This window comes from Arthrobacter sp. KKT183 (assembly GCF_055657625.1).
Window position 1 is genome coordinate 1737533 of the sequence record NZ_CM145770.1, and the last position, 14410, is coordinate 1751942.

At 63.4% G+C, this 14410-nt stretch carries 8 protein-coding genes and 1 tRNA gene; 7 read left to right on the forward strand and 2 right to left on the reverse strand.

Translation table 11 applies throughout. The features are described 5' to 3' along the window. Positions 1 to 266: 266 nt before the first annotated feature. From gltB to pyk, 3 genes are read left to right on the forward strand one after another with little or no spacing between them, the layout of a single operon-like run. Positions 267 to 4862, forward strand: a complete 4596-nt coding sequence (gene gltB / locus ACZ2GY_RS08340) for a glutamate synthase large subunit (RefSeq protein ID WP_346028302.1) — start codon at positions 267 to 269, stop codon at positions 4860 to 4862. After that, the gene (locus ACZ2GY_RS08345) at positions 4855 to 6312 is read left to right on the forward strand and encodes a glutamate synthase subunit beta (protein WP_277357206.1); all 1458 of its coding nucleotides are present in this window, start codon (positions 4855 to 4857) and stop codon (positions 6310 to 6312) included. Before gltB ends, ACZ2GY_RS08345 begins: the two co-directional genes overlap by 8 nt. A gap of 58 nt (positions 6313 to 6370) precedes the next feature. After that, entirely contained in the window at positions 6371 to 7864 is a 1494-nt protein-coding gene (pyk, locus tag ACZ2GY_RS08350) for a pyruvate kinase (RefSeq protein ID WP_277357205.1), read from the forward strand. Positions 7865 to 7950: 86 nt separating this feature from the next. Here the strand turns inward: pyk and ACZ2GY_RS08355 are convergent, their stop codons facing one another. Further along, entirely contained in the window at positions 7951 to 8553 is a 603-nt protein-coding gene (locus ACZ2GY_RS08355) for an ANTAR domain-containing response regulator (RefSeq protein WP_056547505.1), read from the reverse strand. A 167-nt stretch (positions 8554 to 8720) separates the two neighbouring features. Between ACZ2GY_RS08355 and ACZ2GY_RS08360 the strand changes: the two genes are divergently transcribed. Both ACZ2GY_RS08360 and ACZ2GY_RS08365 read left to right on the forward strand, forming a co-directional pair. Beyond that, positions 8721 to 8802: transfer RNA gene (locus tag ACZ2GY_RS08360), tRNA-Leu, on the forward strand. Between the two features lie 76 nt (positions 8803 to 8878). Beyond that, a complete protein-coding gene (locus ACZ2GY_RS08365; RefSeq protein ID WP_471673491.1) occupies positions 8879 to 9508 on the forward strand; it encodes a LysE family translocator in 630 nt (209 codons plus the stop codon). 8 nt (positions 9509 to 9516) lie between these two features. On the opposite strand, the gene ACZ2GY_RS08370 is transcribed toward ACZ2GY_RS08365, so the two are convergent. Beyond that, a complete protein-coding gene (locus ACZ2GY_RS08370) occupies positions 9517 to 10011 on the reverse strand; it encodes a PaaI family thioesterase (protein ID WP_056547511.1) in 495 nt (164 codons plus the stop codon). Positions 10012 to 10174: 163 nt separating this feature from the next. Here ACZ2GY_RS08370 and polA point away from each other — a divergent pair, with 163 nt between their 5' ends. After that, a complete protein-coding gene (gene polA, locus ACZ2GY_RS08375) occupies positions 10175 to 12808 on the forward strand; it encodes a DNA polymerase I (protein ID WP_404800682.1) in 2634 nt (877 codons plus the stop codon). Positions 12809 to 12865: 57 nt separating this feature from the next. After that, a complete protein-coding gene (locus tag ACZ2GY_RS08380) occupies positions 12866 to 14179 on the forward strand; it encodes a GNAT family N-acetyltransferase (protein WP_471673492.1) in 1314 nt (437 codons plus the stop codon). Positions 14180 to 14410 lie beyond the last annotated feature (231 nt).

Here is a 14410-nt window from a genome sequence, read left to right on the forward strand (position 1 = left end):
TCCAGCTGGGCCACCGCCCTAGCTCAAGACACTGTCACAGCGTCGTGGCTCTGCTCGGTATACCAGCTGGCTCACAGGCTTCCGCCCCGTACCGCGCTTGACCAGGCCGTACCGCCGTCAGTTCATGCCCGCATTCTCTGCCGGCGTGAGGCGTGCCGGTTCTACAATGTGCACAAGGAAATGAAGCGCTTCCCTGCAGGGGAAGGCGCGCCCGGGGCCGAAGCTGTCCCCTCCCGACGCTCCATCATGGGGGAAGGACTCTATCTATGACTGCACCCATCACTGGTTTGCCTCCGAAGGCGACCCACAGCGAATCGCCGTTCACGCGGTTCGCGTCATACCCGAAGGCATCCGGACTTTACAACCCGGAAAACGAGAAGGACGCCTGCGGTCTGGCCGTCATTGCCACGCTCCGCGGGGAGCCGGGCCACGACATCGTTGATGCAGCGCTCACCGCCCTGCGCAACCTCGAACATCGCGGCGCCGTAGGGGCTGACGAGGGAACGGGCGACGGCGCGGGCCTCCTCACCCAGGTTCCTGACGAATTCTTCCGCGCGGTCGTTGACTTCGAGCTTCCCGCCGCCGGTACCTACGCCGTCGGCACCGCCTTCCTTCCAGCCGAGGCCGGCGAAGAGGCAACTGCCCGTGCCGGGATCGAGAGCCTTGCCGAGTCCGAAGGCCTTTTGGTTCTCGGCTGGCGAGAGGTTCCCATCACCGTTGACCTCGTCGGATCCATGGCCAGGGCCTGCATGCCGCACTTCGTGCAGTTGTTCATCGCACCCGTTGCCGGCACAGCCCAGGATCTTGATGCCAGGGCCTTCCGTCTGCGCAAGCGCGCCCAGAACAAGTACGGCGTGTATTTTCCCTCGCTGTCGTCCAGGACCATGGTCTACAAGGGAATGCTGACCACGGCGCAACTCGAGCCTTTCTACCCGGACCTGTCAGACCCGCGCTTCAAAACCAAGCTCGGCATTGTCCACTCGCGCTTTTCTACGAACACCTTTCCTTCGTGGCCGCTGGCGCAGCCCTTCCGCGCCATTGCGCACAACGGGGAAATCAACACCGTCAAGGGCAACCGGAACTGGATGCGTGCGCGGCAATCGCAGCTTGCCAACCCCCTGTTGGGCGATTCGCCCGAGGAACTGTTCCCCATTTGCACCCCGGGCGCCTCAGACTCCGCGTCCTTCGATGAGGTAGCGGAACTGCTGACCCTGGCCGGACGCCCCATCACGCACGCAATCATGATGATGATTCCGGAGGCGTGGGAAAACCACACGTCCATGGACCCGGCCCGGCGCGCCTTCTACCAGTACCACTCGATGCTCATGGAGCCCTGGGACGGCCCGGCAGCGGTTTCCTTCACGGACGGACGGCTTGTCGGGGCGGTGCTGGACCGCAACGGCCTTCGCCCCGCCCGGTATTGGGTGATGGAAGACGGTCTTGTCGTCCTTGCCTCCGAAGTCGGCGTCATCGACGTCAAACCCTCCAAGATCGTGCGCAAGGGGCGCGTATCACCCGGCAAGATGTTTCTCGTTGACACGGAGGACGGCCGCATCATTGAGGACCAGGAGGTCAAAGCCGAGGTCGCAGCGGCCAACCCGTGGGGCGAGTGGGTGAAGGAAAACCTGATCGACCTGAAGGACCTGCCTGAGCGCGAGCACGTTGTACACACCAAGGCTTCGATCAACCGCCGGCAGCGTACCTTCGGCTACACGCAGGAGGAACTGCGCATCCTGCTCGGACCCATGGCGAAGGCTGGTGCGGAGCCGCTGGGCGCAATGGGTTCGGACACGCCGATCGCTGTCCTGTCCAAGCGGCCGCGCCTTCTGTTCGACTACTTTGTGCAGTCCTTCGCGCAGGTCACCAACCCGCCGCTGGATGCGATCCGCGAGGAACTGGTCACCTCAATGGGCGTGACCATCGGGCCGGACGGAAACCTGCTCTCCGCCAGGCAGGTGCGCTCCAAACAGATCGCGCTGACCTTTCCGGTCATCAACAATGATGAGCTGGCGAAGATCGCCAACCTTGAATCCGACGACGGCGACCGCCTCACGGTCCGCGTGCGCGGTCTGTACAGGGTCGACGGCGGCGAAGCATCCCTGCGCGCCCGGCTTGCGGAAATCTGTGAGCAGGTTTCCAGCGCAATCAACCGCGGCATCCAATATGTGGTGCTCTCGGACCGCGACTCCAACGCGCAGTGGGCTCCGATCCCGTCGCTGCTGCTGACCAGCGCCGTTCACCACCACCTGCTGAAGAGCGCCACGCGGACCAAGACGTCCCTGGTAGTCGAAGCCGGCGACGTTCGGGAAGTGCACCATGTTGCGGTGCTCATCGGTTACGGTGCGTCCGCCATCAACCCCTACCTCGCCATGGAAAGCTGCGAGGAACTCGTCCGCAATGGGGACATCACCGGCGTCACCGCGGAGCAGGCTGTCGCGAACCTGATCAAGGGCCTCGGCAAGGGCGTGCTGAAGATCATGTCCAAGATGGGTATCTCCACCGTCAGCTCCTACTGCGGCGCGCAGACCTTCGAAGCCCTCGGGCTCGCGCAGGAGTTGGTGGACGAATACTTCCACGGCACGCAGACGCAGTTGGGCGGCGTCGGGCTGGACGTGGTTGCTGCCGAGGCAGCGGCGCGTCACGAGTTCGCGTACCCGCAGGACGGGATCGAAGACCCGTACCGCAGCCTGGACAATGGCGGCGAATACCAGTGGCGCCGGGAAGGCCCGCCGCACCTGTTCAATCCCGAAACGGTGTTCCGACTGCAGCACGCCACGCGTGAACGCCGCTACGACATTTTCAAGTCGTACACCAAGGGTGTTGACGACCAGTCCCGCGAGCTGATGACCCTGCGCGGCCTGCTCGGTTTCAAAGAAGGGCTGCGGCCGCCGGTACCGCTCGATGAAGTAGAGCCGGTATCGAGCATCGTCAAGCGTTTCTCCACCGGCGCCATGAGCTACGGGTCCATCTCCCAGGAGGCCCACGAGACCCTTGCCATCGCCATGAACCGCCTGGGCGCAAAGTCCAACACCGGTGAAGGCGGCGAGGACGTGGAGCGGCTGCTGGATCCTGAGCGTCGCTCGGCGATCAAGCAGGTTGCATCGGGACGGTTCGGCGTCACCAGCCTCTACCTGACCAACGCCGACGACATCCAGATCAAGATGGCGCAGGGAGCCAAGCCCGGCGAGGGCGGCCAGCTGATGAGCCAGAAGGTCTATCCGTGGGTTGCCCGGACGAGGCACTCCACACCCGGGGTCGCGTTGATCTCACCGCCCCCGCATCACGACATCTACTCGATCGAGGATCTCGCGCAGCTGATCTATGACCTGAAGCGCGCCAACACCTCAGCGCGGGTCCACGTGAAGCTGGTTTCAGAGGTCGGGATCGGCACAGTGGCTGCCGGCGTCACAAAGGCGAAGGCCGACGTCGTACTCATTTCCGGGCATGATGGCGGAACGGGTGCCAGCCCGCTCAACTCGCTGAAGCATGCGGGCGTCCCCTGGGAGCTCGGCGTGGCTGAGACTCAGCAGACGCTGATGCTCAACGGCCTGCGCGAGCGCGTGGTGGTCCAGGTTGACGGGCAGCTCAAGACCGGTCGTGACGTCCTGATCGCAGCGTTGCTCGGCGGCGAGGAGTTCGGTTTCGCAACCGCACCGCTCGTGGTTTCGGGCTGCATCATGATGCGCGTGTGCCATCTGGACACCTGCCCGGTAGGCGTGGCAACGCAGAATCCGGAACTGCGAAGCCGCTTCACCGGCAAGCCGGAGTTCGTGGTGAACTTCTTCGAGTTCATCGCCGAGGAAGTCCGCGAACTGCTCGCCGAACTCGGTTTCAGGACGGTGGCTGAGGCGATCGGCCACAATGAAGTGCTTGACGTTCAGCGTGCCGTTCGGCACTGGAAGGCCGACGGGCTGGATCTCGATCCCATCCTGCGCGGAAACGAATTCGGTGAGGATGCACCGCGCCGGAATCTGATCGTGCAGAACCACGAGCTGGACCAGCACTTCGACAACAAGCTGATTGATATGAGCAGCGACGCGCTGAACCACCGCGCGCCGGTGCGCATCACACTCGACGTTGTCAACACCGACCGCTCGGTCGGCACCATGCTGGGCTACGAGGTCACCCGCCGGTTCGGTACGGAGACCCTCGCAACGGACACCATCGATGTCACGCTGACCGGCCAGGCGGGCCAGTCACTTGGAGCCTTCCTTCCGGCCGGCATCACCTTGCGGCTGCTGGGCGACTCGAATGACTACGTCGGCAAGGGCCTGTCCGGCGGGCGCATCATTGTGCGTCCGGATCGCGCGAACGTCTTTGCGGCGGAACGCAATGTTATTGCAGGGAACGTCATCGGCTACGGCGCGACAAGCGGCGAGATCTTCCTCCGCGGCCAGGTGGGGGAGCGTTTCCTGGTGCGCAACTCCGGCGCCACAGCCGTTGTCGAGGGAATCGGCGACCACGGATGCGAGTACATGACCGGTGGGCAGACACTGATCCTTGGGCGCACCGGGCGGAACTTCGGCGCCGGTATGTCCGGAGGCACCGCCTACGTCCTCGACCTCGATGAATCCCGCCTGAATGTGCAGGCGCTGAACAGCGGCGAACTGAAGCTGGAGGAACTGGACGCCGAGGATATCGAGATTGTCCGCCAGTTGCTGCTCCGTCACCAGGAGGAGACCGGGTCGCCTCTCGCAGCGAAGCTGCTTGAGGATTTCGAGAGCACCGTGCCCCGCCTGACCAAGGTGCTGCCGCGTGACTTCGCACGTGTCCTCGACGCCCGCGCCGCTGCCATCGAAGAGGGGCTCGACCCCGACGGGGAAGAGGTCTGGAACAGAATTTTGGAGGTTACCGGTGGCTGACCCACGCGGATTCATGAAGGTACGCGAGCGGCAGACGCAGCCGCGCAGGCCCGTTCCGGTCCGGATCATGGACTGGAAGGAAGTGTATGAGGCCCAGGAAAAGGGTGTGCTGAAGAGCCAGGCCGGCCGGTGCATGGACTGCGGCATCCCGTTCTGTCACCAGGGCTGCCCGCTGGGGAACCTCATTCCGGAGTGGAATGACCTGATGTGGCGGGACAAGGGCCGCGAGGCAATCGACCGGTTGCACGCCACCAACAATTTCCCGGAGTTCACCGGACGGCTGTGCCCCGCTCCCTGTGAGGCGTCCTGCGTTCTCGGGATCAACCAGCCTCCGGTCACGATCAAGCAGGTCGAGGTTTCGATCATCGACGAGGCGTTCGACAACGATTGGGTCCACCCCCACCCGCCGGAGCGGCTGACGGGCAAGACCATCGCCGTCGTCGGCTCGGGCCCGGCGGGCCTTGCCGCAGCGCAGCAGCTCACCCGGGCGGGGCACACAGTCGCGGTCTACGAGCGCGATGATCGCATCGGCGGTCTCCTGCGCTACGGGATCCCGGACTTCAAGATGGAGAAGATCCAGCTCGACCGGCGACTTGACCAGATGAAGGCCGAGGGGACGCGCTTCCGGGCGGGTGTTGAGGTAGGCCGTGACATCAGTTGGGACCAGCTGCGCCGCCGCTATGACGCCGTCGTAATCTCAACCGGTGCAACGGTACCGCGCGATCTGCCGATTCCCGGCCGCGATCTTGACGGCGTGCATTTCGCCATGGAGTACCTCGTTGAATCGAACCGGGTTGTCGCGGGGGAGGAAATCGAGGACCAGATTCATGCCGAGGGCAAGCACGTCGTCATTCTCGGCGGCGGTGACACCGGCGCCGACTGCATCGGCACCGCTCACCGGCATAAGGCAGCCTCGGTCACCACTCTGGCAATCGGGCAGCAGCCGCCGATTGAGCGCATGGCCAACCAGCCCTGGCCTACTTTCCCCACGTTGTTCGAGGTAGCAAGCGCGCACGAGGAGGGCGGTGAGCGTACCTATCTGGCGTCAACGGTCGAATTCGTCGGTGAGAACGGCAAGCTCACCGCCGTGCGTGTCGCCGAAACCGAATTCAGCAACGGGAAGAGGCTCCCGAAGCCCGGAAGCGAGCGGGATATCCCCGCGGACCTGGTGTTCCTCGCACTGGGGTTCACGGGCCCGGAACCTGCCGGAATCGCTGACCAGCTCGACGCGGCTTTTGACGGGCGCGGTAACGTTGAGCGCGATGGGTACTACATGACCAACACGCCTGGAATCTTCGTTGCAGGCGATGCGGGACGCGGACAATCCCTCATCGTCTGGGCTATCGCCGAGGGGCGTGCGTGCGCGGCTGCGGTTGATCAGTGGCTGATGGGCCAGACCAAGCTGCCCGCGCCGGTAGCACCGACAGACCGCGCGCTCAACGTCCTGTAGTTCCCAGGACGCCTAGAGCGCACAGCAATCCACGAACACGACACGACAGGCAAGGTTTATGAGACGCGCAAAGATAGTGGCCACATTCGGCCCGGCAATCGCGAGCTATGAGAACACCCTCGCAGTACTTGAGGCCGGGGTGGATGTCGCCCGTATGAACATGAGTCACGGTGACCACACCGTGCACAACCAGACCTATGAGTTTGTACGGAAGGCGGCTGAGGAACTCGGCCGCCCCGTTGGAATTTTCGCGGATCTGCAGGGCCCTAAGATCCGGCTGGGCCGCTTCGTCGACGGACCCCACGTGCTGCTTCCGGGTGACACGTTCACCATTACCACCGAGGACGTCGAGGGCACCGCCGAGATCTGCTCGACCACCCACAAGGGACTGCCGCAGGACGTCAACGTCGGCGACACCCTGCTGATCGACGACGGCAAGGTAGCGATGGTCGCCGTTGCGGTCGACGACACCAAGGTAACCGCCGAGGTCACCGTGGGCGGCGCAGTCTCCAACAACAAGGGCATCAACCTGCCCGGTGTGGCAGTCAATGTTCCGGCGTTGAGCGACAAGGACGAGGAAGACCTCCGTTGGGCGATCCAGCGTGGCGTCGACATGGTGGCGCTGTCCTTCGTACGGAATGCAGCCGACGTCGACCGCGTCCACGAGATTATGGATGAGGAGGGCCGGCGCGTTCCGGTCATCGCCAAAATCGAGAAGCCGCAGGCTGTCGACGCGATAGAAGAGATCATCGATGCCTTTGACGCCATCATGGTGGCGCGAGGCGATCTCGGTGTGGAGCTGCCGCTTCAGGACGTCCCCATTGTGCAGAAGCGAGCCGTTGAGCTCGCCCGCCGCTGGGCCAAGCCGGTCATCGTCGCCACCCAGGTGCTCGAGTCAATGATCGACAATCCCCGTCCTACCCGCGCCGAAGCTTCGGACTGCGCCAATGCAGTGCTCGACGGCGCTGACGCGGTCATGCTGTCCGGAGAGACCAGCGTTGGAAAGTACCCGATCGAGACGGTGCGCACCATGGCGGACATCATCGAGTCCACCGAGAAGCATGGACTTGACCGCGTACCCCCGCTGGGCAGCAAGCCGAAAACACGCGGTGGCGCCATTACGCGCGCAGCCGTGGAAATCGCCGACCAGCTGGATGCGAAGTACATCTGTACCTTCACCCAGTCAGGCGACTCCGCACGCCGCCTGTCCCGCCTTCGCCCGACGAAGCCTGTCTTCGCCTTCACTCCGTCGCAGTCAACTCTCAACACGATGTCGCTGATCTGGGGTGTGCAGCCGATGCTCGTGGAATACGCGGAACACACCGACCAGATGACCGCCCAGGTGGACCGGGTGCTCTTCGAGCAAAAGCTGGTGGACCTGAATGACCTCGTGGTCATCGCCGCGGGTTCACCTCCGGGACAGTCCGGTTCAACGAACTCGATCAAGGTGCATAAGGTTGGCGATATCGCCGACGCCGGACAATTGCCTGACCACTACTCGCCCAGCAAGGAGAAGGTCGGTCCCTGGCCGGTCAAGAACAAGCACAAGTAACTCTCTGCCCAGGAACTGAATCCGGCACAGACTGAAGAAGGGACCTTGCCTCAGCGGCAAGGTCCCTTCTCTGCTTTGTGGAGAGCCTAATTGACCTGGTTGATGATGGTTTCTGCAACTTCACGCATGCTCAGACGGCGGTCCATGGACGTCTTCTGGATCCAGCGGAAGGCCTCAGGCTCGGTAAGCCCCATCTTCGTGGTGAGCAGGCTCTTTGCGCGCTCGACAAGCTTGCGCGTGGCGAACTGCTCCTGGAGGTCGGAGACCTCGTTCTCCAGGGCCTTAATTTCCTCGTGGCGGGAGAGAGCGATTTCGATAGCAGGAACCAGATCAGCAGGCGTGAAGGGCTTGACCACGTAGGCCATTGCGCCGGCGTCACGGGCGCGCTCCACGAGCTCCTTCTGGCTGAAGGCAGTCAGAAGGACTACCGGCGCTATGCGGGCCTTCACGATCTGCTCAGCGGCGGTGATTCCGTCCATGACCGGCATCTTCACATCCATCAGCACAAGGTCCGGCTTATGTTCCTTGGCCAGCTCAACGGCCTTCTCGCCGTTATCCGCCTCGGCGACAACGTCATAGCCCTCGCCGCGCAGGATCTCCACGATGTCGAGGCGTATGAGGGTTTCGTCCTCAGCGACAATCACGCGCCGCGCCGGGCTCGAGTTAGCTGAGTCGCGGTTTTGAGACACTGGTGGCTCCTAGGTATGCGTTCAATGATTCTGCGTTTTCCGAGTGCAGCAGCGCAGCCGAAAAGGCACGGTGCACCGGTTCACTGGAACAGCCTATCGGCATGTAGAGTAGATTCGCGCACCCGGGGGTTCATGAGTCATGGAACTCACGTTGGGTGCATTGAACGGCCCGAATGGCGGAATTGGCAGACGCGCTGCACTCAAAATGCAGTATCGAAAGGTGTGTGGGTTCGAGTCCCACTTCGGGCACCGCCGGGTTAAAATGTCGTTCTTCCGACTCATTGCGGTATCACGGCGCCACATGCTTTCTAATGGAGACATGTCGATGTCCTCCTACCTGGCGTTTTGCGGATTGTGCGTGGTGCTGGCTGTGACGCCCGGCCCTGATAGCTTCCTCATTCTTCGCTTCAGTCTCCGGAAGCTGTCCTCCGGTGTCGCCGCTTCCTTCGGCTCCGCCGTCGGCTACCTTGCCTGGGCCGGTTTGGTCGCCGTCGGTCTTGCGGCCCTCATCGAACAGTCAGCGGTCGCGTTTCGGGGGCTGAAAGTGCTCGGCGGCATCTACCTTGTTTATCTGGGAATCAAAGCCATCCGGGGAGACGGGAAGAAATCTTCGGCTGTCGTTCCGGACGGCGCGGAGATGGCAGGTGCGCGGGCCTGGAGTTCGTGTGCAGCCGGGCTGACCTCCACAATGCTGAATCCGAAGGTGGGACTGTTCTTCCTCGCCGTGGTGCCGCAGTTCCTCCCCAAGGACGGGTCAGTCTTCGCTGTCACCATGCTGCTTGGGGCAACCCTCGGACTCATCGTGCTGGTCTATCTGGCAGGTCTGTGCCTCGTTGCGGCCAAGGCAAACGCCTGGCTGAACCGGCCGCGCGTCACCCGGAATCTGGAGATTTCATCCGGGGGCGTCCTCGGGGTGCTGGGCATCGGAACCGCCGCGTCCGCAGCCTACGCCTGAGCGCCGCTTCACCCGTTTGGCTGGCGCACGTCCCTGATCAGATTGGTGATACGGGCAGTGGAAAGCCGCTTCCCCTCCTCATCCGTCATAACCACCTCATGCGTAGCAAGGGTGCGTCCCAGGTGGATGGCGACGGCGGTGCCGGTGACCAGCCCGGCAGAGGCGGACCGGTGGTGCGTGGCGCCGATTTCGATGCCGACTGCCTGCCGGTCTGGCCCGGCATGGATTCCTGCTGCGAAGGAGCCGAGCGTTTCGGCCAGGACGAGGTGCGCCCCGCCATGCAGGATGCCCGCTACCTGCTGATTTCCCTCGACAGGCATGGTGGCGACCATCCGCTCCGCACTCATCTCCTGGAAAACAATGCCCATCTTGGCAGCGAGCCGGCCAATGCCATGTCCCCGCAGCCAGTCGTGCATGTGCGTCGGCACGCCGGCGGCAGTAAGTTCCTCGAGGAACGGGTGGGAGCGCTCGGGTCCTGCGTCCGGAGTGAATTTGTCATCCATGGGAACTAGGCTGGCACCTGTGAGCCAAACAAACCAAACCGTCCAGACTGACGAGCGCACCGGCGTGCAGGGCAGCGTGCAACCAGATGTCGGGACCGGCGCCGCGCCGGCTGCCGTCAATACGCTGGAGCGATCCCGCCTGCTGGTCGTTGACGGCCATTCCATGGCTTTCCGGGCGTTCTACGCGCTGCCTGCCGAGAACTTTTCCACGGACACCGGCCAGCACACCAACGCGGTGTACGGGTTCACTGCCATGCTGATCAATCTGTTGCGCGACCAGGAGCCCACGCACGTAGCCGTTGCCTTCGACCTCGACACGCCAACCTTTCGGGATACCGAATACTCCGAGTACAAGGGCGGACGTTCGCGGACGCCGGAGGAGTTCCACGGCCAGATTGACCTCATCATCAAAGTGCTTGAGACCATGCGCATTCCCACGCTCTCCATGGAAGGCTTCGAGGCTGATGACGTCCTGGCCACTCTGGCAGTCGGCGCGGCCGAGCGGGGCTGGGATGTTCAGGTAGTTAGCGGGGACCGCGATGTTTTCCAGCTGGTGAATGACCGCGTCACGGTCCTGTACCCCAAGCAGGGCGTTACCAACATCCCGCAGATGGATGCCAAGGCCGTGGAGGAGAAGTACTTCGTTCCCCCTCACCTGTACTCGGATCTCGCTGCGCTCGTGGGGGAGACGGCGGACAACCTCCCCGGCGTTCCCGGAGTAGGCCCGAAGACAGCCGCCAAGTGGATCCTGAAGTATGGCGGCCTCGAGGGCATCATCGAGAACCTTGACGCCATCGGAGGCAAGGTAGGCGATGCGCTCCGCGAGAACATCGAGAACGTCAAGCGCAACCGGCGTCTGAACCGCCTCCTGACAGATCTGGAACTCCCTGTCGATCTGCAGGCCACGGCCGCTCAGCGGCCTGACCGTGATGCCGTCGAGGATCTGTTCGACGCGCTGCAGTTCAATGTGCTCAGGAAGCGTCTGTTCGATCTCTTCGGAGAGGAAGAGCCGGACATCGCCAGGGATGAGATGGCACCGCCGGAGCACCAGATCATCACAGCGGCCGCTGAACTGACCCGGTGGTTCAACGGAACCAATCAGGCAACAGCGGCAGTGCAGGTTGTCACGCGGTCCACGAGCGGGGGAGAGGAAGCTATCGGGGTGGCGCTCGTGACGGCTTCGGCAGCCGTGTACGTTCCGTTCGAGGAACTGGGTGCTGACGCGGAGCACGTCATCGCGCAGTGGCTCCAGGACCTGGATGCACCCAAGGTGGTCCATGATTTCAAAGCGGCTTACAAGCTGCTCCATGCCCGCGGTTTCACCCTTGCGGGTGAGGTCGATGACACTGCGATTTCCGGATACCTCATCCAGCCCGACCGACGAAGCTACGAACTCGCTGACCTCAGCCAGGTCCATCTGAAGCTCACCCTCCCGACGGCGGCGGCTGCCGCCGGCGGTCAGCAGGCGCTGGCGCTTGAGGAAGAGGACGTCGCCACTCCTGCCGTTGCCGCTGCCTACGCCGCTCTCGAGCTGAGCAGGCATTTCGCGGGCCAGCTGGTGGAGCGCGGAGCCAACCAATTGCTCGCGGGACTGGAACTGCCCCTGTCCGAGGTACTGGCCCGGATGGAGCTCACGGGAATCAGCGTCGCGGTGGACGGACTGGACCGCCTTTACGACGACTTCTCTGCAACCATGGCGAACACCAGCGCCGAAGCCTTCAAAATCATCGGCAAGGAAATCAATCTCGGTTCTCCCAAGCAGCTCCAGGCTGTGCTGTTCGACGAGCTTGCGCTGCCGAAGACGAAGAAGATCAAGACCGGATACTCCACGGACGCAGATGCCCTGACGGATCTGATCGTCAAGACGGGACACCCTTTCCTGGAGCAGCTGCTCGCGCACCGCGACGCCTCGAAGCTCCGCCAGACGGTGGAGGGACTACGCAAATCGGTGGCGGACGACGGTCGTATCCACACCACGTACGTTCAGACGATCGCCGCCACCGGGCGCCTTTCCTCCATGAATCCGAACCTGCAGAACATTCCGATCCGCTCCGATGAGGGTCGGAGAATTCGGGAGGCGTTCGTGGTGGGCCCGGGCTACGAGTCCCTGATGACCGCCGATTATTCGCAGATCGAAATGCGGATCATGGCGCACCTCTCCGGTGATGAGGGCCTGATCGAGGCATTCAACGAGGGGGAGGACCTGCACCGCTTCGTCGGTTCGCACATCTTCCACGTGGCTCCGGAGGACGTCACCAACGCCATGCGCTCGAAGGTCAAAGCCATGTCCTACGGGCTGGTGTACGGCTTGAGCTCCTTCGGCCTCTCGAAGCAGCTGGCCATTTCTGTGGACGAGGCGCGCACCTTGATGGGCGACTACTTCGATAGGTTTGGGGCTGTGAGGGACTACCTGCGCGGAATCGTCGAGCAGGCGCGGAAGGACGGTTTCACCTCCACCATCGAGGGCAGGCGGCGCTATCTGCCGGACCTTTCGAGCGACAACCGGCAGCTGCGGGAGATGGCAGAGCGCGCAGCATTGAACGCACCGATCCAGGGATCAGCAGCGGACATCATCAAGAAGGCTATGCTCGGCGTCGAGAATGAACTGCGGTCCCGGGGGCTCACCTCCCGGATGCTGCTCCAGGTACACGATGAACTGGTGCTCGAAATCGCTCCCGGCGAGCGGGATGAAGTTGAGCAGCTGGTCCGTGCTGAAATGGCCGGTGCGGCGGACCTATCCGTTCCGCTCGACGTCTCGGTCGGCACCGGTACGAGCTGGCACGAAGCTGCCCATTAGGCGCAGGGGCTAGCCAGGCATGGTTCGTCAGGGCGCGGACGGTTAGGGTGGATTCTCGTGAGCACGCAAACGCAGACCGACTCCGCAGTACCCCGTATCGAGACCTTCTCCGTGGACGCGGACACCGACACCTCTCCTGACGGCGCACTTGCCGCCTGGTTCGAGGGTGTGAGCTTCGGCTTCCACGAGGGGCGGCTCGAGGCTGAGGACCTGCCGAAACTCGCCGAGGCGCACGCGGCGGACGGGCGAGTCCTCTGGGGTGCGTACGACGACAACCCCGGCCCTCACGCCTGGAACCCGCGCATTCCGGTGGCCACCTACGGCACCATGGTGAACTCGCTCAATGTGGGCGGCGGCAAATTCCTTGATGCGCACCTGATTACGGCCGTCACGGTCCGGGCAACCCACCGGCGACGGGGGCTCCTTCGCCGCATGATCACCGAGGACCTGCAGGGAGCGGCAGACCGCGGGCATGCTCTTGCGGCGCTGACCGCATCCGAAGCAACAATTTACGGCCGGTTCGGTTTCGGAACGGCCACCCACACGACCTCGGTAGAGGTGGACGTCCGTGAGCGGTTTGCGGTCACGTCCCCGTCGTACGGCCGGATGGAGGTTGTGGACGCGGACGCCGCCGTCCACCTCACGCAGGAGATATTTGCCGGCTTCCACGCCCGAACGCTCGGATCCATCGGCCGCCAGTACGCGTACGCCCGCCGGTCGTCCGGCCTCTGGGGCGAGGAGCGTCCGCAGCCGGACAAGGCGTTGCGCACCGCTGTCCATTACGACGACGACGGCCGCCCGGACGCTTTTGTCTCCTACTCGTTCGCCGGCTGGGACAAAACGCCCTACACCATGCGCGTGAAGGACCTGGTAGCAGTGTCCGAGGCGGCCTACCTTGAGCTGTGGCGGTATCTCGGGTCCCTTGACCTGATCGAGCGAGTCACCTTCACTATGGCGTCCGTTTCTGACCCGCTTCCGTGGGCCCTGGCGGACCGGCGCTGCCGTGAACTGAAGTCCGACGAAGACGTGCTGTGGCTGCGCATCCTTGATCCGGTGGCTGCCCTCGAAGCAAGGGCGTATGAGCACGACGGTTCGGTGGTGCTCCACGTGCAAGATCCGTTGGGCCATGCGCACGGTGCTTTCCTCCTGGAAGTGAGGGGCGGCAAGGCTGACGTGATGAGGCTTGGCGCTGAAGCCGCCGTTGGCCTCGACATGGATGTCGCAGCGCTCGGATCGCTGTACCTCGGTGGGGTGACCGCATCGACGCTGGCAAGTGCCGGCCGGATCAGGGCCAACTCTGCCGACGTACTGGAGAGTGCGGACCGGTTGTTCGCCCATTCCCGTCAGCCGTACTGCATCACACACTTCTAATTCGAGGGGCGGCAGGTTCGACCGTTGCACCAACTACGAACTGCGCACCGCCGCTGACCGGCGCTTTGACCGGCGTTGTGCCGCAACGCTAGACTGGGTAAGCATGTCCCACGCACGGTGGGTCCCGCATGAGCTTTATCCGATATTTTTATTTTCCATTTGTCCGCATCCGGGCAGGTTCCTCATCACGGTGGGTACATATTTGGTGTGCCTTTCCGCGGGGTTCCGCAA